The following is a 20,776-nucleotide window of genomic DNA, read 5'->3' on the forward strand; positions in this document are numbered from 1 at the left end:
GCAAGGGAGGTACGGATGTGGAATTGACGGTGATCATGTTACGGACGCTGCTCATGTACTTATTCGTATACGTCATCCTGCGCATGATGGGCAAGCGCGAGATCGGCAAGCTGTCCGTCTTCGATCTCGTCATCTCGATCATGATCGCGGAGATCGCGGTCATCGCGATCGAGTCGCCGCATCCTCCGGTGCTCCATGCGGTCGCTCCGATGGCCGTGCTGGTCGTCGCGCAGCTGATCGTATCCAATATTACGCTGAAAAACCGCCGTCTTCGCCTCTGGTTCGAAGGCAAGCCGAGCGTCATCATAAGCCAAGGCGATTTGAATTGGAAAGAAATGAAGAAGCAGCGATACAGCCTGGACGATCTAATGATGCAGCTGCGCGAGAACAGGATCGACCATGTCGCGGACGTCGAGTTGGCGGTGCTCGAATCGTCGGGGAAGCTCTCCGTCATCGTAGCGGACAAGAAAAAGCAGGACGCAGCAGATTCTCGGGGGGAGTCGGCCAAGCCGAAGATCCGGTATGGACTGCTCCCCCTGCCCCTCATCATGGACGGGCTCGTTCAGGACGACAGTCTGGAGCGCATCGGCAAAAACCGGTTCTGGCTCCGGCAGGAGCTACGCAAGGAAGGCGTCAAGGACTTTAAGCAGGTCGCCTTCTGCAGCATGGATCATAAGGGGCGCCTATACATCAATCGACGAAAATAGCGGCGAAGCGTCACTTGAAAAAGCGTCCCATAATCGGAATTCTGGCCGCGTCATGCCTGTCTACAAGCCGCATCGCGACGAGCAGGAGCATGTAGACGACGATCGATACGACACCCGCGGCGAGCAGGTCCAGCCATACGCCCGGAAGCCGTCCCGCGTTCCAGATCCAGAGCGCGACGGCGCCCATGACGGTCATCGCGGCCCCGATCTTGAGGAAGTCGGCGGGCAGTATCCGGACGCCGGTCAGCCGGACGACGCTGATCCAGTTCAGCAGCGTGACGAGCGCCATGTTGGCCCCGATGGCGATGACGACGCCGCGGATGCCCAGCTCGGGATTCGAAGCCAGCTGTACGATCAGGACCAGCTTCACCAATGCTCCCGCGAATGTGTTGAACAGCGCCGTGCCGGGACGATCGAGCGCCTGGAGGGCGGCCTGCAGGGGCGCTTGCATGTACAGGAAAACGGCTGCGGGCGCCAGCAGGCTGAGCAGAGCGCCGGGTTCGGGATCTCCATAGATGAGCCCGCATAGCGGACGGCCGAACAGCGCCATCAGGATGATGAACGGCGCGCCGGTGACGACCGCCAGCCGAATGGACTGATGAAGCCGTTTTTGAATGGCGGAGCGGTCGCCCCTGGCCGCCGCCTCGGAGAGCGAGGGGACGAGCGACGTCGCGAGCGAAAAGGTAAGAGAGCCGGGCAGCAGCAGCAGCGGGATGACCATGCCCTGCAAGATGCCGTACTGCGCCGTGGCGGCAGCGGTACCGAGTCCGGCCGCGATGAGGGCGCGCGTCGTCAGGATCGATTCGAACAAATAGGATAAAGAGCCGATCATGCGGCTGCCCGTGACGGGTACGGCGATTCTGAAAAGAGCGCGTATCCGGCTACCCGGGTAGGTCTCGGCGTAGATACCCCCGCCTTCACTGACGGACGTATCGTCTATTTCAGCAGAGGACTGAAGGATGGCCCGGCGTCGGCGTTCGCCGCGCAGATGCAGCCATAGGGCTGCAAGGCCCGCCAGTTCGCCCGCGCCGGTTCCGATCATCGCGCCTGCCGCCGCCGCTTCGAGTCCCCAAGGCAAGAACACGAAGGCGAGGGTTAACGACAGCGCGATGCGCACCACGGTCTCGACCGTCTGGGAGACCGCGGTCGGCAGCATGTCCTGCTTGCCCTGGAAGTAACCCCGCCAGATGGCGGAGACCGCGACCAGCGGGATGATGGGGATGATGGCCAGGAACGCGGTATGCACGCGGGGGTCGGTCATCAAGCTGGAGGAGATCCAGTCCGAGAGCGCGAGGCACAACCCGCAGACGACCAGGCTCGCAGACAGCGCGATCGTCATGGCCGTGCGCCGGATGCGGACGGCTTCGTCCGCGTCCCCGCGTGAATCCGCGGCGGCGACGAGCTTGGCTACGGCGAGCGGCAGGCCGCCCGTAATGATCGTCAGCACGACGATAAAGAACGGAAAGACGAGCTGGACGAGCCCGACGCCTTCTGCGCCGATCAGCCGCGGCATCGCGATCCGGGGCACGAAGCCGAGCAATCGGTTCAGCAAACCGGCGGCGAGCAGGATCATGGCTCCTTGAATAAAGGTTTGTTTGCGCGGCGACAAGGTTCATCCCATCCTTCGCTCTTCGGTTCGTCCTACCTTTCATTCATATGCGGGGGCTGTCCGCAAACATGCCAAGCCTTCCGGACGGGACGTGCAGGAATTCGGCATATGGCGGCGAAAGGTATACTTTAGGTTGGGCAATGCCGCTTAAGCACGCAGGCAAACGGTTAGAGGACAACATGGGCTACGCGGAAGGGGGAACGGCCGGTGACGGACGAGATTCGCGGCAATGACGCGGACGAAGCGGAGCTGAACCGCACGATCCGGGAACTATGCGAAAGTAAAGCCGAAGAATTCCGGATGATCGGCTACGAACAGGCGACGGGACCCGAAATCTGGGAATGCGTGAGCGACAAGTACCACAAGACGGGCACGCCCGCGCTGCACGCGATGGTCAACGACATCCTGTCCCTGAAGGTGACGAACTTCATGAATTATATTACGCTCAGCATCTATCGCGGAGAGAAGCGTCGATAGATTCGCAGGTGGCGGTTCGAATCCAGGCAACTGGCCCGCATCAAGGCCCGGAGGCTCCCGTGAGGAGCCTTTTTTTGCATGCGAACAGGGCTTTTCGACAAATTGACTTCGCTTTGAGCGCGTAGGTATAATAGGAACATTGAGAATCGAAAGGGGTCGGCAATACCATATGAACCGTATGCTCGCTTTCGTGCTCGTGGTTCTCGTTTCTTTCGGCGTTATCGCGGCGACCAGCCCGTATCTGCTGGACAAGACGAAGCTCGGGCTCGATTTGCAAGGCGGCTTTGAGATTTTGTACGAAGCATCCCCGCTCTCGGGGACGGGCGAGGTCACCAAGGATTCGCTCAACAAGACGGCCGAGAGCATCAAGAAGCGGATCGACTCGCGCGGCGTGGGCGAATCCGAGGTGACGCCGGAAGGCAAGAACCGCATCCGCGTCAAGATCGCCGGCGTCGCGGACGAATCCGAAGTCCGCAAGATGCTGCAGAAGCCGGCCGTGCTCACGTTCCGGAGCGCCGACGGCTGCGCCGCGGACGCCGGATACTGCAAGACCGAGCTGCAAGGCAACGAGTTCAAGGAAGGCGCGGCCAAGGTTGAGTACAACCAGCTGAGAGAGCCGCTCGTCGCCATCGAGGTCAAGGATAAAAAGAAATTCGAAGAGATCTCGACCCGACTGCTCGGCAAGCAGCTCGCCATCTATCTTGACGATGACCTGCTCTCCGATCCTACCGTCCAAGGCGTCTTCACCGACGGCAACGCTACGATCTCCGGCCAGCGGACGGCGGCCGACGCCAAGGCGCTGGCCGATACGATCAACCTCGGCGCGCTGCCGCTGAAGCTCAGCGAGAAATATACGCAGAGCGTAGGCGCGACGCTCGGCCAGAAGTCGCTGGACGAGACGCTGCTCGCGGGCCTCATCGCTTCCGTCGCCATTTTCATATTCATGGTCGTCTTCTATCGCCTGCCGGGCGTCATCGCGGGCTTCTGCCTGCTCGTGTTCGTCTGGCTGCTCATCGCCGTCTTCTGGCTGATGGGCGCAACGCTGACGCTGCCGGGCATCGCGGCGTTCGTGCTCGGGATCGGCATCGCCGTCGACTCCAACATCATCACCGCCGAGCGCATCAAGGACGAGATCCGCACGGGCAAGAGCATCGCGTCGTCGCTGCGTTCAGGCAACAAGAACAGCTTCCGCACGATCATCGACGCGCATATCACCAACATTATCGCGGGCGCCGTGCTGTACTTCATCGGCCAAGGCTCCGTCAAGGGCTTCGCGGTCGTGCTGCTGGCTTCGATTATCGTCAATATCGCGACTAACATTTTCCTGCCGCGCTATCTCATGCATCTGCTCGTGAAGAGCGGCAAGTTCAACAAGGTCGGTTATTATGGCGTAAAGGAGAGTGAAATCCGTGCGCTATAAATTCCACGACATCGACTGGATTAAATGGAGCAAGCCTTTCTTTATCGCATCGCTCGTCGTCGTGCTGATCGGCATCCTGTCGCTCTCGATCCGGGGTCTGAACTACGGCATCGATTTTCAATCGGGCACCTCGGTCGATATCGCGATCACCAAGCCGGTGAACGGCGACGATGTCAAGGCGTTTCTCGAGAAGGAAGAATTGGGCGAATACCACCTGACGACGGCAGCCGAGCGGCTCTCGATCCGCTTCAAGGCCGCGCTGAACGAAGAGCAGCAGAGCAAGCTCGAGTCCGACTTTAAGTCGAAGTTCGACGACAAGGCGTCCTTCGAGAAAAATATCGTAGACGTCGAGATCGCCAAGGAGCAGCAGACGAACGCGCTGCGCGGCATCCTGATCGCATCGCTCGGCATCATCATCTACATCGCGATCCGCTTCGAATGGCGGTACGCCATCTCGTCGGTCATCGCGCTTCTGTACGATGCCTTTATCGTCATCACGCTGTTCTCGATCTTCCATCTGGAAGTGAATCTGCCGTTCATCGTAGCGGTGCTCACCATCATCGGGTATTCGATCAACGATACCGTCGTCATATTCGACCGGATCCGGGAGAACATGCGCTTCGCGAAGGTGAAGTCGGAGGCCGATCTGGCCAAGGTCGTCAACGACAGCATCACGCAGACGCTGACCCGCTCGATCAACACGGTCATCACCGTCGCCTTCGCCGCCGTCTGTCTCTTCGTATTCGGCAGCGAATCGATCAAGATGTTCTCGCTGGCCATGATCTTCGGCCTGATCAGCGGCGCCTATTCCTCCATATTCATCGCCAGCCCGCTCTGGTTCTGGATGAAACGAAAAGCGAAGCCTGCCAAGCCCGTTAAGGCGCAGCCGGCGCCTTGACGGATCAAGGGAATAGAGGTGTATCGATAAGATGACTCATAAAAAGACCGGCAAAACGCTGCATGGCATCAAGGTCTCCCTGCTCGGGTTGCTCGTACTGTCGGTCTTCAAGGGTCTCGCAGGTTGGTTAACAGGCAGCAAAGCGCTGATGGCGGACGCGTGCCATTCGGCGGCCGACTTCGCCGCCGCCGTCAATTCTTATCTGCGGCACCGGAGGGCGATTAAACCCCACGGCACCGCGGATCGGCAGCGCGAAGCGGTGGCCGCCGTCATCTTCGCGGCGCTGCTGCTGCTGGCCGGACTCGAGATGGCGATCTCCTCGCTTCGTTCGATCGCATGGGGCGAGGACCGGGCGCCCGGCTGGGGCGCCGTCATCGCGATCGCCGTCGGCATGGCCGCCCGCGAAGGGCTGATCCTGTACCGGCGCAGCTACGATCTGCGAATGGGACTGCGCCCGGACGCGACCCGGACCGACCGATCGGACGTATTCGCATCGCTGACCGCGCTGGTCGGCACCGCGGGCGCCATGATCGGGCACGTGCTGGAGCTGCCCGTGCTGTACGTGCTCGACCCGGCGGCCGGACTCGTGATCGGCGTGTTCGTGCTCCGGATGGGTTACCGGCAGGCGGCATCGGCGATCGGCGCCGTCGAGAGGCGGCCGATGGACGAAGTGGACGCGCAGACCTTGCTGGAGGTCGTGCAGCGGGTCGACGGCGTCGTCGCGGTCGACGAGCTGAGAGCGAAGGAACATGGCCATTACGTCATCGTAGACGTCCTCATCCGCGTGAATCCGCGCATTTCGGTGCTCGAAGGCCACGATATCGCGCAGCGCGTGCGCAGGCAGCTGACCAAGCGCTTCCTGCATGTATCCGACGCCAACGTGCACGTAGAGCCTTACGATCCCGGATATCCCTACAAATCGAATCATCAAGAAGAAGAAATGCCTACCTTAATTCAATAAAATCGCTGTGGACTCCGCCGCCCAAGGCGGGGTCCACAGTGCTGTAGGGCAGAAAGGAGCGATGCCAAGGTGAAAGCCGCCTATCGCTGGGTCATGGCCGAAGAAGACGAACAGGCCGCTGCGGCGCTCGCGGCCCAACTGGGCCTTGCGCCTCTCGTGAGCCGTCTCCTCGTATCGCGGGGGTATAAGAAAGCGGAGGACGCGGACAGATTCCTGTACCCGGGTCTTCGGGATCTGCACGATCCCTATCTCATGCTCGGCATGGACCTTGCCGTGGCGCGGATCCGCCGGGCGATCGAAGCCGGGGAGCGCATCCGGGTATACGGAGACTACGACGCCGACGGCGTCACCTCCACCGCGCTCATGCACCGGCTGCTCGGCCGGCTCGGCGCGGACTTCGATACGTACATACCGCACCGCAGCAAAGAAGGCTACGGGCTCAACCTGCCGGCTATCGATCATGCCGCGGAGTCCGGCGTCAAGCTGATCGTGACGGTGGACAACGGAATCAGCGCGGTCGACCAGATCGCTTATGCGGCAGCGCTCGGCATCGACGTCGTCGTCACGGACCATCACGAGCCGCCCGCCGTTCTGCCGTCCGCGGCGGTCGCCATCGTGAACCCGAAGCAGCCGGGCTGTCCGTATCCGTTCAAGGAGCTTACGGGCTCGGCGGTCGCTTTCAAGCTGGCGCACGCGCTGCTGGGCGAGCCGGACCTCTCGCTTGCGGACGTGGCCGCGATCGGGGTCGTCGCCGACCTGATGCCGCTGACGGACGAGAATCGCGCGATCGTACAGCTGGGCCTCGCGGAGATGAATGCGCGGCCGAGCCATGGCGTGAAGGCGCTGGCGCAGATCGCGGGCGCCGAGCCGGGTCGTCTCACGAGCGGACGTATCGCATTCGGGCTCGCGCCGAGGCTGAACGCGGGCGGACGGCTGGCCGAGGCGGACATCGCGCTGCGGCTGCTGATCTCGTCCGACCGGGAAGAAGCCGAGCTGCTGGCCGCGGAGCTCGACATGCTGAATCAGGAGCGGCAGCAGCTCGTGGAGGACACGCTCGCCCAAGCAGACGCCGCCTGGCAGTCCATCGTAGCCGAGCACGGCGGGCGGGGACCCGCGGTCATCGCGATTGCGGGCGATGGCTGGAACGCCGGCATCGCGGGGCTGGTCGCCTCCAAGCTGGTCGAGCGCTACTACAAACCGGCCGTCGTGCTGGCGGCGGACGCGGCGACCGGTCTATGCAAAGGCTCGGCGCGCTCGATCGAAGGCTTCGATCTGCATGCCGCGCTCACCGCGTGCGCGGACGAACTGGAGCACTTCGGGGGCCACAAGGCGGCGGCGGGCATGACGATGCGCACGGATCGGGTCGCATCGCTCGGCGCGCGGCTGTCCGCGCTGGCCGAAGCCTGGCTATCTGCGGAGGATTGGATCCCGAGGAAGAAGGCGGACCTCGTCTGCCGCGCCTCCGAGCTCACGCTCGAAGCCGCGGAGCAGCTGCGGGCGCTGGAGCCCTGCGGCATCGGCAACCCGTCCCCGCGGTTCGTGCTGCGGGAGGCCGAGGTGCTGGATGCCAAGGCGATGGGCAAGGAGAGCCGGCATCTGCGGGTCGTGCTGGGTCAAGGCGGCCGAAAGCTGGAGGCGGTGTGCTTCGGCAGAGGCGGCGACTGCGAGACCATGCAGGGCTGCGGAACGGTGAACGTGCTCGGAGAGCTGTCCGTGAACGAATGGAACGGCAGCAAAAGAGTCCAGCTCATGCTGCAGGATTGGCAGACGGCGGCGCTGCCCGTGCACGACCGCCGGCACGAGGCCGATTGGCAGAGCGCGCTGCGGTCGCTGGCCGCAGCCGACCATGCCGCGCCGCTCCTGGCCGTAGCGGCCGGCGAGGCGGCGCTCGCCATGCTCCGGGAGAGCCTCGTCGACGCGACCGGCCTTCGCGTAGCCGCTTATGCGGAAGCCGCGCGTATCGTCGCTGAGGCGGGCGAGCGTACGCTGCGCATCGCGCTCATCGATCTGCCCGAGGCGGCGGAGAGCCTGGAGGGCTTGCGCATGCTGCTGTCCGCCGGATACGCCGTGGAGGAGATCCATCTCCTGTCGGCCGGCAGGAGCCGGCTCGGGAATTCCGACGGCAGGGCGGCATCGGGCGGGAGCCGGGGGACCGGCGGACGGATGCCGACCCGGGAGCAATTCGGAGAGGTATATGCCCTGCTCCGCCGCAAAGGGAGCTGGATCGAAGCACCGGACGGCTTTCTCCGCCAGGTGGCGGAGCGGACGGGCCGTACGCTCGCCGACGTGGTCATGATGCAGGATGTCTTCGAGGAGCTCGGCTTCCTGCGGCGCAGCCGCGCCGCGGTCGAGGTCGTCGCGCAGCCGCCCAAGCGGCAGCTGGAGGAGTCCGCCCGGTACCGCAAGGCGCTCCTGCGCGCGGAAGCCGAATCGTTGTCCGGCATGTCCCCCGCCGAGCTGCGGAGCTGGCTGCGCAAGCTGGCGGAAGGTAACGATGGCAAGCTGTTGAGATCAAGTGTATAATGCAATCTGGCGAACTCGTTTTGAAGGAGCGATCAATCATGGATTTTAAGCCATATATCCGCGTGATTCCCGACTTTCCCGTACCCGGCATCCGCTTCAAGGACATTACGACCCTGCTGAACAACGGCGAGGTGTACCGCGCGGCGATCGAGGAAATGAAGGAACGCGTGAAGGACTGGGACATCGACATCGTAGCCGGTCCCGAAGCGCGCGGCTTCGTCATCGGCGCCCCGCTCGCGCTGGCGCTCGGCGTCGGCTTCGTGCCGATCCGCAAGTCGGGCAAGCTGCCCGGCGAGACCGTCGAAGCGGGCTACGACCTGGAGTACGGCAAGGACACGCTGGCGGTGCACAAGGATGCGATCAAGCCCGGCCAGAAGGTGCTGATCGCGGACGATCTGCTGGCTACCGGCGGCACGATCGCGACGACGATCAGACTGATCGAGCAGCTCGGCGGCGAGATCGCGGGCGCATCGTTCCTCATCGAGCTGAGCTATCTCGACGGACGGGACAAGCTCAACGGCGCGCGCATCGAATCGCTCGTTCAATATTGACCCAAGGCCGCGGCGAATTCCGCCGGGCTGAGAGGCCGGACGCTCCGTCAGACGGAACGTCCGGTTTTTTTATATAATGCGAGTGGTTGATTTTATTCCTAGCCGAGACTTCCTGGGCGAAGCGATGGCACTAGCGGTTGATTTTGTTCCTAGCCGAGACTTCCTGGGCGAAGCCTTTCATCTTCAGCCGATCTTCAGCTACGGCTCAGAAGCGCTTCAGCGCCACGCCGGATAATGAGGTCAGACGAATAGCGTGCAACGAAGAGGAGCGACATCGCGATGAATCAAATCAAAGGTATCCGGATCCTCGCCGTAGACGACGAGCCTAATATATTGCAATTCCTGGAGCTGGGGCTGCTCAACGAAGGCTTCGAGGTGCAGACGGCCCCCGACGGGATGACGGCGATCACGCTGGCCAAGAGCTTCAAGCCGCACGTCGCCATACTGGACGTCATGATGCCCGGCATGGACGGCTTCGAAGCTTGCAAAATGCTCAAGAAGACGGAAAACGTCGCGGTCATCATGCTGACGGCCAAAGACGAGGTGGACGATCGGGTGAAAGGGCTGATGCTGGGAGCGGACGATTATATGGTCAAGCCGTTCAGCTTCGAGGAGCTGCTCGCTCGCATTCATGCGAGGGTGCGCAACCAGTTTCCGCTCATGTCCGGACAGGCCGTATTCGGACCGATCGGCATCGATGACCGGCGCAAGGAGATCAGCCTGAGCGGTCGCGTGCTCGAGCTGTCGCCTACCGAATACGAGCTGCTCAAATATATGGTCATCAACCACGGCATCGTACTGAGCAAGGCGCTCATTCTCGACAAGGTATGGGGCTACGACTTCGGCGGGGACGAGAACATCGTCGAGGTGTACATCCGTTCGCTGCGGGAGAAGCTCGGCGACAAGGAGCACCAGCTGATCCGCACCCTGCGCGGCGCGGGATACCGGATCGATCTGCCATGAGGCGGGACCCGGAAGGGGCCGTCCGCGCGCCGTTGAAAGGCTCCTTGCGCCTTCAGCTGCTGTCGCGGTCGCTGCTCGTCGTGGCCGTGCTGCTCGTGTTCATCGGCGTGCTGCAGTACGTGCTCATGCGCAAGTTCACGTACGAGAACAAAGCCTCGGCGCTCCAGAGCCAGATCCTGACGCTGCCTCCTGACATCTGGCGGGACCGCCAAGGACATGGCGCCGGCGTCTCGGACCGCTCCTTCAAGCCGGAATACGGCTCTTCCGGGGCCAAGCAGCAGCTCGGCAACGGCGGCGCAGAAGCGGCGGCCGACACCGAAGAGGCGTACGCCGATAATGCGGACGCCATGCGCGGCCGATTCTACGTCCCCGGTGCCACCGTCGCGCTGATCGGTACCGACCTGAGCTTTACGACGTTGTCCGAATGGACGGACCAGGCTGACCCGCCGCGGCTGGATGACGCGGTGTATAAGGCGGCTATGAGCGGCGAGGGGAAGGATGCAGGTCGCGGGGCGGATTACCGGATCGCGAAGGACGCGGAGGGACGCGAACAGCTCGTCGTGCTCCGTTCTCTGGGCAAAGACGGACAGGGCTCCGGCGTCATCCAGATCAGCGCGGGAACGGAGGAGCTCAAGGAGACGCTGAACGGGCAGCTGCTGCTATTCGGATTCCTCTCTCTGTTGGCGCTGTTCGCGGGACTGCTCGCGCTCCTGCCCGTGCTGCGCCGGACGCTCACGCCGCTGTCCGACCTGGTCGACAGGGTCGAACGGATCGACGCCGGCAATCTCGACGAGCCGTTTCCCGCGATCGCGAAGCCGGTGGAGATCGGGCGGCTGTCGGCATCGTTCAACGGAATGCTGGCGCGGCTGAACGATGCTTTCGAGACGGAGAAGGAAGCGAAGGAGCATATGCGTCAGTTCGTGGCGGACGCGTCGCATGAGCTGCGGACGCCGCTCACCTCGATACACGGCTTTTTAGAGGTGCTGCTGCGCGGCGCTTCCAACAATCCGGAGCAGCTCGAGCGCGCGCTGCGCAGCATGCACGGCGAGTCGGAGCGGCTGCGCAAGCTGGTCGGAGACCTGCTGACGCTCGCGAAGCTCGACCAGCGGGGCGCCATGCACGCCGCGCGCGGCAGCCTGAGCGATACGCTGCGCGAGATGGAGCCGCAGCTGCGGATGCTGGCCGGCTCCCGCGAGGTTGACTTTTCGCTGCCGGAGGACATGTACTGTCTATACGATCCCGACAAGATCAAGCAGGTCGTGCTCAATTTGTTCCACAACGCCGTCCAGCATACGGATCCGACGGAAGGCGCGATCTCGCTCGCGGTCCGCAAGGCCGACGGGTTCGTGCATCTCGACGTAAAGGACAACGGCTCCGGCATCGACGCCGCGCATCTGCCGCACGTGTTCGACCGATTCTATCGCAGCGACTCCTCGCGCACGCGCAAGTACGGCGGCGCCGGACTCGGCTTGTCCATCTCCAAGTCGATTACGGACGCGCTTGGCGGCCGCATCGGGGTCGCGAGCGAACCGGGGCGCGGCACGATATTTACGCTCCGATTGCCCGAACAATGAATCCGCCCATCGCTATCGCTTCCCTTGGGGGGCGGTAGCTTTTTTGTCCGCTTATTCCGGACGAGACGGCTTGGATCGCGGCCGGACAGCCATTTTCAGCTGGCATTCATCCGCTGTTCATCTAAAATTCACGCAACTCTGCTAGGCTCCTCTTATCGTACATAGGAGGTCGTCTAGGATGAGAAGGAGCAGAAAATGGATCGCCTGGATCGTGGTCGTCTGCTTGATCGCGGCCGGCGGCGGTGGCTATTGGTGGTATTCGTCCAAGGATACGAAGGCGGCGACGAGCGGCCCGTCGTTCACGCAGTCGCGCGCGACGATCGGGACGATCACGAAAAGCGTCTCGGGCAGCGGAGCCGTGGCAGTCAGCGAGTCGGAAACGGTGAAGCCGACGGCCAACGCCACGGTCGAGAGCGTCAAGGTCGCCGAAGGGGCGTCGGTCAAGAAGGGCGCGGTGCTCGCGACGTTCGAGGGCGAAGACGTGAGCCTATCGCTCAGCAAATCGGAGCTCAGCCTAGAGCAGCTGCAGATGCAGCTGGAGCAAGCGCAGGAGAAGTGGAAGACGCTGCAGGTATCCGGCGCCGAGCAATCCGAGATCGACGCGGCCGAGATGAGCATCAAGTCGATTCAGCTCAACATCAAGCAGACGCAGCTGGACATGCAGGATACGCGGGAAAAGGCGAAGGCGCCCGATCCGCTCGTCGCTTCGATCGACGGCACGGTCACCGTCGTTGGCGTCAAGGAGGGCGACTCGGTGAGCGGCCAGACCGAGGCCTTCACGATCGTGAACTACGACAAGCTCGATATGCAGATCTCTGCGGACGAGCTTGACATCTCGCAGCTGAAGGTCGGACAGACCGCGAATATCACGATGGACGCGCTGAGCGGACAAGCGTTCACGGGCAAGGTGACGAAGATCGCCAAGGAAGGCACTTCGACGAACGGCGTCGCGACGTTCCCCGTCACGGTGCGCCTCGACAAGACGGACGGCGTCCTGCCCGGCATGAACGGCAGCGTCGACGTCGTCATCGAGTCCAAACAGGACGCATTGCTCGTGCCGGTCGAAGCGGTGACGCAGATGGGCGAGCGGTATTTCGTGCGCGTGCCGGCGGGCGGAACGACGACGGGGCAGGCCGCAAGCGGCGGGCAAGCGGCCGGCCAGGCAGCGGGCGGTCAGGCGGGTGGCCAGGCGACGGAAGGCGGTCAGGCTGCTGGAGATCAGGCGGCAGGAGACCAGCCAACGGGCGGACAGGCGGCGGGCAACGCACAGCCGGGCAATGACGGCGGCACGCAGTCGAACGGCGACGGCGACCAAACGCCTGCAGAAGCTGTGCCAGGCGGCAACGCGGCGGGCGCACAGGCCGGCGCTGGCGGTGGCGGCCAGACGAGGCAAGGCGGCTTCGGCGGCCGCCAAGCGGGTACCGGCGCGGCGGGGGGATTTGCGAGAGGCGGCCAGGGTCAGACGGCTGCCGGCGCCGCGAGCGCGGCGTTTGCGCTTAAGCAGATTACGGTAGGCATCACGACGGATGCGCAAGTGGAAGTGCTCACCGGACTGACGGAGGGCCAGACCGTCCTGATTCCGGTCGTCGTATCGACCGGCTCCGGCAACCAGCAGCAGACGGCCTTCGGCGCAGGCGGCTTCCAGATAGGCGGCGGCGCCTTCCCGGCAGGCGGGGCGGGCGGCAGTTTCGGAGGCGGCAATTTCGGCGGCGGCGCCCGCACCGGCGGCTCGGGCGTCCGGACGGGCGCCGCGGGAGGTCGATGACATGAGCAAGACGGCGCCCTCTCCTCTGATCGCCATGGAGGACGTATTCAAGAAGTACACGCTAGCGGGAGAGACGCTGAACGCGCTCGACGGCATATCGCTGACCGTGAACAAAGGCGACTTCATGGCGATCGTCGGGCCCTCCGGCTCCGGCAAGTCGACGCTCATGAACGTGCTCGGCTGCCTCGATACGCCGACCGGCGGCAAGTATACGCTGGACGGCGCCGAGGTCGGCAAGCTCAGCGACAACAAGCTGGCCCATATACGCAACAACAAGATCGGCTTCATCTTCCAGAGCTTTCATCTGCTGCCGCGGCTGCGGGCGATCGAGAACGTCGAGCTGCCGCTCGTCTACCGCGGCATGTCCGGGCGGGAACGCCGCGCGCTGGCGAAGGAAGCGCTCGAGAAGGTCGGGCTCGGCGACCGGATGCACCACATGCCGAACCAGCTCTCCGGCGGCCAGCAGCAGCGCGTCGCCATCGCGCGGGCGCTCGCGGGGCGGCCGCCGCTCCTGCTCGCCGACGAGCCGACGGGCGCGCTCGACAGCAAGACGAGCCGCGACGTCATCGGCCTGCTTCAGGAGCTCAACGCCGAGGGCAACACGATCGTGCTCATCACGCACGATCCGAAGGTCGCGGAGCAGGCCAGGCGCGTCGTGCGCATCCAGGACGGCATGCTGACCGAAGAGAGGAGCGCGGCCTCATGAAGCTAAGCCAGGGTATACGCATGGCCTGGGGGAGCGTCCGCGCCCAGCCGCTGCGCACGCTGCTGACCGTGCTCGGCATCCTCATCGGCGTCGCTTCGGTGACGATCATGGTCGCGATCGGCAACGGCACCTCGGAGCAGGTGAAGAGCCAGCTGCAGGGATTGGGCACGAACATGTTGACCGTCAACGTCGTTGGTCGCGGCGCCGTCACCAGCATCAAGCAGACCGACGTCCAGGCATTGGCGGACGTGGACAACGTGGACAGCTACGCGCCGAACATCAGCGGCAATGTGACCGCCAAGTACGGGACGCTGACCTATTCCGCGTCCGTGAACGCGACGACCTCTGCCTTCGCCGATATACGGGATTACGAAGTGCAGCAGGGACGCTTCATCCTGGATATCGACGATTCATTCAAGCAGAAGGTGGCGGTTATCGGCTCCGAGGTCGCGACCGAGTTGAAAATGAGCAATCCGGTCGGCAGCAAAATCTCGTTGAACGGCATTCCGTACAAAATCGTAGGCGTTCTAGCTCCCAAGGGGAGCACGACCAACGGATCGAGTGACAACGTCGTCATCGTGCCGCTGTCGACGGCCCGCGTCGTACTCCAGACCGATGCGATTCGCACGATTTACGTACAGGTCGACAGCGAGAAAAACGTGGACCGGGCGCAGGCGGCGCTTGAAAGTAACCTCAAGGCCTTTTTCCGCAACGACGAAGACAGCTATACGGTATTTAACCAACAGGATCTGCTGGAGACGATCACGTCGGTATCGACATCGGTGTCGACACTGCTCACTTATGTGGCCGCCATCTCGCTGCTTGTCGGCGGCATCGGCGTCATGAACATGATGCTGGTCTCCGTTACAGAGCGCACGCGGGAGATCGGCATCCGCAAGTCGCTCGGGGCCAAGCAGCGGGATATTTTGTTCCAATTTCTCGCGGAGGCCTCGATGATCGGCTTGCTGGGCGGCATCGCGGGCGTGGCCGTCGGGGCGGGCGGGTCCAAGTTCGTCGGCAAAATGATGGATTCGCCGGCCTCGCCCTCCGTCGATATCATGATCATCGCGGTCGTCTTTTCCATCGGGGTAGGCGTACTGTTCGGCTTCCTTCCGGCCAGGCGGGCGTCCCGCCTCAATCCGGTCGAAGCGCTGCGACAATGACTGCAATGCGGGCGGCCGGTCGCATAAGCGGAAGGAGGCGAATCGCATGACTGCACACATACTCGTCATCGAAGACGACCCGTATATCGGCGAACTCATCGGCCTGTATCTAAAACGCGAAGGGTTCGCCTACGACATCGCCGGAGACGGGGAGGACGGCTGGGACCTGTTCTCCTCCGGACCGCCGGACCTGGTCATCCTGGATCTCATGCTGCCGGGACTCGACGGCTGGGGCGTATGCCGGAAGATCCGCGCCGAACGGTCGACCCCGATCATCATACTGACGGGCAAAGGCGAGAGCTATGACAAGCTGAAAGGCTTCGAGCTGGGCGCGGACGATTACCTGGTGAAGCCGTTCGATCCCAAGGAGCTCATGGCGCGCGTGCGCGCCGTCCTGCGCCGGACGATGCCCGGATTCGCGCGGGAGCCGATCCGCATTCCGATGCTGACGATCGATCTCGACCGGTATATCGTCGACTGCGGGGGGAACGAGCTCACGCTGCCGCCCAAGGAGATGGAGCTGCTGCACCTGCTGGCGTCGATTCCCGGCCGGGTGTTCACGAGGGACCAGCTCCTCGACCGGGTATGGGGCTACGAATTCGAGGGGGATCCCCGCACGGTAGACGTACATATTAAGCGAATCCGGGAGAAGATCGGCATGACGGAGCATTATCGCATCGAGACGATACGCGGCGTAGGCTACAAATTCGAAGTGAGCGGGGCATGAGGCGGTACAGCGGCATTACCGCCAAGCTGCTGCTCGCTTTTTTTGCCGTTCTCCTCATCTCCTTCGCGATCACGCTGCTCGTCTCCGACCGGTTCGTCCGCTCGCAGCTGCGGGATCGGAGCGACCGGATCGAGCTGAGGCAGCTGGACGTGACCGCGGCGCTCGTGCGCAGCGCGTACAGGGAGCAGTGGAGCCGGACGCAGCTGACGAGCGCGCTGCAGATGAGCGGCGGTCCGAACCGGACGGTCGTCATTCTGAACGCTGCCGGGGAGGTCGTGCTGCAGACGGGCAGCCCGAACGGGGGCGGGACCGTTGAGATCGATCCGGCCGCGCTCAGAGAGACGCTCGCGGCGCGGGATAAGCTGTGGCGTCCGGGCGACGCGTCCGGCAAAGGAAAAATTCGCATCGCGGCTGTCCCGGTCGGCGGCGACCGCAGTTGGAGCGCGCAGACGGTCCTGGTCGTATCCGGGGCGTTCCAGCAGGACTTCAACGCGTTCAACGGCTTGTTCCGCAACATCATGATCACCATGCTCGTCGTGTCGACGACTATCGTGCTCATCGTATCCCGCGGCATGACCGCCCGGCTGCGGCGCATGACGCTGGCGGCCAGGGACATCGCCAAGGGGCGGTTCGACGTCCGGCTGCCCGACCGCCACCGCGACGAGATCGGCGAACTGGCTTCGTCGCTCAACCATATGTCCGCCGAGCTCGGGAGTCTCGACCGGATGCGTCGGGAGTTTCTGGCGAACGTGTCCCACGATCTCAGATCCCCGCTGACTTCGATCGGCGGCTTCGTCGAGGCTATGCTGGACGGCGCCGTGCCGCCGGACAGAGAGCGGCATTACCTCGGTCTCGTCCGCGAGCAGACGCAGCGGATGAACCGGCTCGTGAACGACCTGCTCGACGTGGCCCGCATGGAGGCCGGCCAGCTCGAGATCGCGCCATTGCCATACAATCTCAGCAGTTGGATCAGAGGCCTGCTCGCCCGGATGTCCCCCGACGCGGGGCGCAGAGGCATCCGGCTGGAGCTGATCGGGGATGCGGAGGATCTATGGGTCCGCGCGGATCCGGACCGGATCGACCAGGTGCTCGCGAATCTCGTGCTCAACGCGATCCAGTTCTCGCCGGACGGCCGGGCGGTGCAGGTCGAAGCCGTCCGGGAGGGGGATCGCGCGCGAATCAGCGTGCGGGATTTCGGCGTAGGCATACCCGGGGAAGAGCTCGACAAAATCTGGCAGCGTTTCTACAAATCCGACAAGGCCAGGTCCGCGCGCACGGGCAGCGGCCTGGGGCTGGCCATCGTTCAGTTCGTGCTGGAGAAGCACGGCACCGCCGCATCCGTCCGCAGCGTAGTCGGGGAAGGCACGCTTTTTACCTTTTTCCTGCCGTCCGCAGAGCCGTCCCATACGTCCTATTCCGTTCGCGACAGCCTTTGACGGCGGTCGCCGGCTGTTGACGGTTCCCTCCGCCAAGAGGCATAATGGAGGGAATACCTCACGATTCGCGGCGGCCCGCGGCGTTCCTGCGCCGGCCGGGAGCGGAAAGGAACATGGCATGGGCATGGAGCAGCTGCTTGAAAAAGCGTCGACATACATGAAGGAACAGGACTTAGAGCGCATCCGGGAGGCCTACGCGTACGCCGACGAGGCGCACCGGGGGCAGCTGCGCAAATCCGGCGAGCCTTATATTCTACACCCCCTCGCGGTAGCGGAGATCATGGTGCAGATGCAGATGGACGTCGTCACCGTCGAAGCCGCGCTGCTGCACGACGTCGTCGAAGACACGACCGTGACGGTCGAGGACGTGCGCGGCGAGTTCGGGGAGACGATCGCAGGTCTCGTGGACGGTCTTACCAAGCTGGAGAAGATCCAGTTCCGGTCCAAGGAAGAACAGCAGAACGAGAATTACCGCAAGATGTTCGTCGCGATGGCCAACGATATCCGCGTCATCCTCATCAAGCTGGCCGACCGCCTTCACAACATGCGGACGCTGAAGTTTCAGTCGGAGGAGAGCCAGCGGCGGATCGCGCACGAGACGATGGAGATTTATTGTCCGATCGCGCACCGGCTCGGGATGAGCGCCATCAAGTGGGAGATGGAGGATATCGCGCTGCGGTACCTGAATCCCCAGCAGTATTACCGGATCGCCAATCTGATGAAGAAGAAGCGCACGGAGCGGGAGGCCTATATCTTCGAGCTCGTCGACAAGATCCGCGAGAAGCTCGAGGAGATGGGCATCCAAGGAGACATCTCGGGGCGGCCCAAGCATATATACAGCATTTATAAAAAGATGACCGAGCGCGGCAAGCAGTTCAACGAGATCTACGACCTGCTGGCGATCCGCATCCTCGTGGACAACGTCAAGGACTGCTACGCAACGCTCGGCATCATTCATACGCTCTGGAAGCCGATGCCCGGACGGTTCAAGGATTATATCGCGATGCCGAAGGCGAACATGTATCAGTCGCTCCATACGACCGTCGTGGGACCGACCGGCGAGCCTACCGAGGTGCAGATCCGCACCTGGGACATGCACCGGACGAGCGAATACGGGATCGCGGCCCACTGGGCATACAAAGAAGGCAAGGAGTCCGGCAACGTCGCGGGCAGCTTCGGCGACAAGATGAACTGGTTCCGCGAGATCATCGAGCTGCAGCAGGAGACGCGCGACGCGGCCGAATTCATGGAGTCGCTGAAGATGGACTTCTTCACCGATCTGGTGTTCGTATTCACGCCGAAGGGCGAGGTTTACGAATTGCCGGCGGGCGCTGTGCCGCTCGACTTCGCGTACCGCATTCATACCGAGGTCGGCAACCGCACGATCGGGGCCAAGGTCAACGGAAGAATCGTGCCGCTCGACCACAAGCTCAAGACCGGGGATATCGTCGAGATCCTCACCTCCAAGCACTCTTACGGTCCGAGCCAAGACTGGCTCAAGGTCGCGCAGTCCTCACATGCGCGCGCCAAGATCCGGGCTTGGTTCAAAAAGGAAAAACGCGAGGAGAACGTCGCGAAGGGCCGGGACGCGATCGAGCGCGAGCTGAAGCGTCTGGGACTCGAGCCGCCGGAGTGGATGACCGACGACAAGCTGCTCGAGGCTGCGCGCAAGTTCACGTTTAACGATATCGAGGACATGATGTCCGCGATCGGGTTCAGCGGCATCACGGCCGCGCAGGTCGTCACCCGCCTCACGGAGAAGCTCCGCAGAGAGGCCGAGGAAGCCCAGCAGATCCAGTTGACCAGCGAGGTCAAGGAAGTCCGCGCGCCGTCTTCGTCGGCCGCGGTCAATCGCTCCCGCACGTCGAGCGGCGTCCGGGTGAAGGGCGTGGACAACCTGCTCGTGCGGTTCGCCCGCTGCTGCAATCCGGTGCCCGGCGATCCGATCATCGGATATATCACGCGCGGGCGCGGCGTGTCCGTGCACCGGTCGGACTGCCAGAACCTGCCGACGGCCGCCGAGGGCGAAGAGGCGCAGCGCGTCATCGAGGTCGAATGGGCGGGCGAGGTCGAGGCGAGCTACAGCGTCGAGATCGAGATTCTGGGCCACGACCGCAGGGGACTGCTGAACGAAGTGCTGCAGACCGTGTCCGAGAGCAAGACGAACATCGCCGCGGTGTCCGGTCGGTCGGACCGCAACAAGGTCGCGATCATGCACCTGACGATTTTGATCCGCAACAAGGAGCATCTGCAGAACGTGGTAGACAAGATCAAGCGGATCAAGGATATTTTCTCTGTGCAGCGGCTGATGCAATAAACGATAGATTTCATGGGCGGCCGCGCAGGCCGCTTATCTTTTTTGCGGGAGTGGTGCAGGGTGAAGGTAGTGTTGCAGCGGGTATCGGGCGCCCGGGTCGAGGTTGAGGGGAATACGATCGGTGAGATCGGAGCGGGATTGCTGCTGCTCGTCGGCGTCGGCCACGAGGATACGGAGAGCGACGCCGCGTGGATGGCGGACAAGATCGGGGGCCTGAGGATCTTCGAGGATGAGACCGGCAAGATGAACCTGTCCGTGAAAGACACGGGCGGCGCGATCCTGTCCGTGTCGCAGTTCACCTTGTTCGGGGATTGCCGCAAGGGGCGGCGCCCGAACTTCATGGGAGCTGCCCGGCCCGATGCGGCTTCCGCGCTTTATGACCGATTCAACGATTTGCTGCGAGAGGCGGGGTTGACCGTGGAAACGGGGACGTTCGGCGCGATGATGGACGTGTCCTTGACGAACGACGGTCCCGTGACGCTGATTCTGGACACGAAGGATTAGCGCGGGCCGCGGCGGATCGGCCTTGCCTGATTGCTCTTCCGCAAGCAGATCGCGGTTGAATGGGAGATCGCGCTGTCGGCAACACTACGTCCTATACGCTTTGTATAGCGAAAGGAGCCGTAGGTATGCGCCAATCTCCCAAAGAAGCCAGGATGGATCGCGCGGGCCGTACGTTGCCGGGCGCCGACCGGCGGGAAGCGCAGTCGCTCATGGGCGAGGAGTTCGCCTCGGAGCTTGCGCCGCCGGGCGGACGTTCTGCGGACGGCGGTGCCCGTACCGAACGTCCGAAGCGCGGTTAATGCGCAGTAGCAGCGATGGCGGCTGCGGCAGCAAAAGAAATAAATTCCAGCATTTGTAACAAAGCCGTAATGTTAGCTTCATCCGCGCTTAATGAATTCCGACTATTATTGTTGGTGACCCCCTTTTTCTATAAAGCTACAAAATTGAGCCCGCTCTTATGAGCGGGCTCCTTTTT

Annotated in this window: 18 protein-coding genes; 17 read left to right on the forward strand and 1 reads right to left on the reverse strand. The window is 63.1% G+C overall.

Going from position 1 to position 20,776, the window contains the following annotated elements:
- The first annotated feature begins 17 nt into the window (after nt 1-17).
- A complete protein-coding gene (locus tag PQG80_RS18235) occupies nt 18-707 on the forward strand; it encodes a DUF421 domain-containing protein (RefSeq protein ID WP_271752867.1) in 690 nt (229 codons plus the stop codon).
- 10 nt (nt 708-717) lie between these two features.
- Here the strand turns inward: PQG80_RS18235 and spoVB are convergent, their stop codons facing one another.
- Complete coding sequence (gene spoVB / locus PQG80_RS18240; RefSeq protein ID WP_271752868.1) at nt 718-2,316, reverse strand: stage V sporulation protein B; 1,599 nt, start codon at nt 2,314-2,316, stop codon at nt 718-720.
- Between the two features lie 207 nt (nt 2,317-2,523).
- Here spoVB and PQG80_RS18245 point away from each other — a divergent pair, with 207 nt between their 5' ends.
- From PQG80_RS18245 to PQG80_RS18320, 16 genes are all read left to right on the forward strand, one after another.
- On the forward strand, nt 2,524-2,793 hold the full coding sequence (locus PQG80_RS18245; RefSeq protein WP_271752869.1) for a post-transcriptional regulator: 270 nt from the start codon (nt 2,524-2,526) through the stop codon (nt 2,791-2,793).
- Nucleotides 2,794-2,962: 169 nt separating this feature from the next.
- A complete protein-coding gene (gene secD / locus PQG80_RS18250; protein WP_271752870.1) occupies nt 2,963-4,213 on the forward strand; it encodes a protein translocase subunit SecD in 1,251 nt (416 codons plus the stop codon).
- Entirely contained in the window at nt 4,203-5,111 is a 909-nt protein-coding gene (secF, locus tag PQG80_RS18255; RefSeq protein ID WP_271752871.1) for a protein translocase subunit SecF, read from the forward strand. The genes secD and secF overlap by 11 nt, the downstream gene beginning before the upstream one ends.
- Nucleotides 5,112-5,142: 31 nt before the next feature.
- Complete coding sequence (locus PQG80_RS18260) at nt 5,143-6,072, forward strand: cation diffusion facilitator family transporter (RefSeq protein ID WP_271752872.1); 930 nt, start codon at nt 5,143-5,145, stop codon at nt 6,070-6,072.
- A gap of 69 nt (nt 6,073-6,141) precedes the next feature.
- The gene (gene recJ / locus PQG80_RS18265) at nt 6,142-8,595 is read left to right on the forward strand and encodes a single-stranded-DNA-specific exonuclease RecJ (protein ID WP_271752873.1); all 2,454 of its coding nucleotides are present in this window, start codon (nt 6,142-6,144) and stop codon (nt 8,593-8,595) included.
- Nucleotides 8,596-8,633: 38 nt separating this feature from the next.
- Nucleotides 8,634-9,146 (forward strand): adenine phosphoribosyltransferase, encoded by a 513-nt coding sequence (locus PQG80_RS18270; protein WP_271752874.1) that lies wholly within the window; start codon nt 8,634-8,636, stop codon nt 9,144-9,146.
- 279 nt (nt 9,147-9,425) lie between these two features.
- Nucleotides 9,426-10,109, forward strand: coding sequence for a response regulator transcription factor (locus PQG80_RS18275; RefSeq protein ID WP_271752875.1), 684 nt, complete (start codon nt 9,426-9,428; stop codon nt 10,107-10,109).
- On the forward strand, nt 10,106-11,683 hold the full coding sequence (locus PQG80_RS18280; RefSeq protein ID WP_271752876.1) for a sensor histidine kinase: 1,578 nt from the start codon (nt 10,106-10,108) through the stop codon (nt 11,681-11,683). Before PQG80_RS18275 ends, PQG80_RS18280 begins: the two co-directional genes overlap by 4 nt.
- Before the next feature lie 178 nt (nt 11,684-11,861).
- On the forward strand, nt 11,862-13,448 hold the full coding sequence (locus tag PQG80_RS18285; protein ID WP_271752877.1) for an efflux RND transporter periplasmic adaptor subunit: 1,587 nt from the start codon (nt 11,862-11,864) through the stop codon (nt 13,446-13,448).
- Nucleotide 13,449: 1 nt separating this feature from the next.
- Complete coding sequence (locus PQG80_RS18290) at nt 13,450-14,154, forward strand: ABC transporter ATP-binding protein (protein WP_271752878.1); 705 nt, start codon at nt 13,450-13,452, stop codon at nt 14,152-14,154.
- Nucleotides 14,151-15,317: an ABC transporter permease gene (locus PQG80_RS18295; protein ID WP_271752879.1), complete on the forward strand. Its 1,167-nt coding sequence runs from the start codon at nt 14,151-14,153 to the stop codon at nt 15,315-15,317. Before PQG80_RS18290 ends, PQG80_RS18295 begins: the two co-directional genes overlap by 4 nt.
- 46 nt (nt 15,318-15,363) lie before the next feature.
- Complete coding sequence (locus PQG80_RS18300) at nt 15,364-16,044, forward strand: response regulator transcription factor (protein ID WP_271752880.1); 681 nt, start codon at nt 15,364-15,366, stop codon at nt 16,042-16,044.
- The gene (locus tag PQG80_RS18305; protein ID WP_271752881.1) at nt 16,041-17,480 is read left to right on the forward strand and encodes a sensor histidine kinase; all 1,440 of its coding nucleotides are present in this window, start codon (nt 16,041-16,043) and stop codon (nt 17,478-17,480) included. The genes PQG80_RS18300 and PQG80_RS18305 overlap by 4 nt, the downstream gene beginning before the upstream one ends.
- A gap of 118 nt (nt 17,481-17,598) precedes the next feature.
- Entirely contained in the window at nt 17,599-19,797 is a 2,199-nt protein-coding gene (locus tag PQG80_RS18310) for a RelA/SpoT family protein (protein ID WP_271752882.1), read from the forward strand.
- Between the two features lie 60 nt (nt 19,798-19,857).
- A complete protein-coding gene (gene dtd, locus PQG80_RS18315) occupies nt 19,858-20,301 on the forward strand; it encodes a D-aminoacyl-tRNA deacylase (RefSeq protein ID WP_271752883.1) in 444 nt (147 codons plus the stop codon).
- A gap of 125 nt (nt 20,302-20,426) precedes the next feature.
- Nucleotides 20,427-20,600 carry a hypothetical protein gene (locus PQG80_RS18320; RefSeq protein WP_271752884.1) on the forward strand — a complete coding sequence of 58 codons (174 nt, stop codon included), beginning with the start codon at nt 20,427-20,429 and terminating at the stop codon, nt 20,598-20,600.
- Nucleotides 20,601-20,776: the final 176 nt, after the last annotated feature.

The sequence above is a fragment of the Cohnella rhizoplanae genome (genome assembly GCF_948329515.1).
Classification (GTDB): Bacteria; Bacillota; Bacilli; order Paenibacillales; family Paenibacillaceae; genus Cohnella; species Cohnella rhizoplanae.

Coding starts and splice junctions, on each gene's coding strand:
- secD (WP_271752870.1), top strand. CDS start 2,963: ATGAACCGTATGCTCGCTTTCGTGCTCGTGGTTCTCGTTTCTTTCGGC.
- PQG80_RS18260 (WP_271752872.1), top strand. CDS start 5,143: ATGACTCATAAAAAGACCGGCAAAACGCTGCATGGCATCAAGGTCTCC.
- PQG80_RS18270 (WP_271752874.1), top strand. CDS start 8,634: ATGGATTTTAAGCCATATATCCGCGTGATTCCCGACTTTCCCGTACCC.
- PQG80_RS18275 (WP_271752875.1), top strand. CDS start 9,426: ATGAATCAAATCAAAGGTATCCGGATCCTCGCCGTAGACGACGAGCCT.
- PQG80_RS18280 (WP_271752876.1), top strand. CDS start 10,106: ATGAGGCGGGACCCGGAAGGGGCCGTCCGCGCGCCGTTGAAAGGCTCC.
- PQG80_RS18285 (WP_271752877.1), top strand. CDS start 11,862: ATGAGAAGGAGCAGAAAATGGATCGCCTGGATCGTGGTCGTCTGCTTG.
- PQG80_RS18290 (WP_271752878.1), top strand. CDS start 13,450: ATGAGCAAGACGGCGCCCTCTCCTCTGATCGCCATGGAGGACGTATTC.
- PQG80_RS18295 (WP_271752879.1), top strand. CDS start 14,151: ATGAAGCTAAGCCAGGGTATACGCATGGCCTGGGGGAGCGTCCGCGCC.
- PQG80_RS18300 (WP_271752880.1), top strand. CDS start 15,364: ATGACTGCACACATACTCGTCATCGAAGACGACCCGTATATCGGCGAA.
- PQG80_RS18305 (WP_271752881.1), top strand. CDS start 16,041: ATGAGGCGGTACAGCGGCATTACCGCCAAGCTGCTGCTCGCTTTTTTT.
- PQG80_RS18310 (WP_271752882.1), top strand. CDS start 17,599: ATGGGCATGGAGCAGCTGCTTGAAAAAGCGTCGACATACATGAAGGAA.
- PQG80_RS18320 (WP_271752884.1), top strand. CDS start 20,427: ATGCGCCAATCTCCCAAAGAAGCCAGGATGGATCGCGCGGGCCGTACG.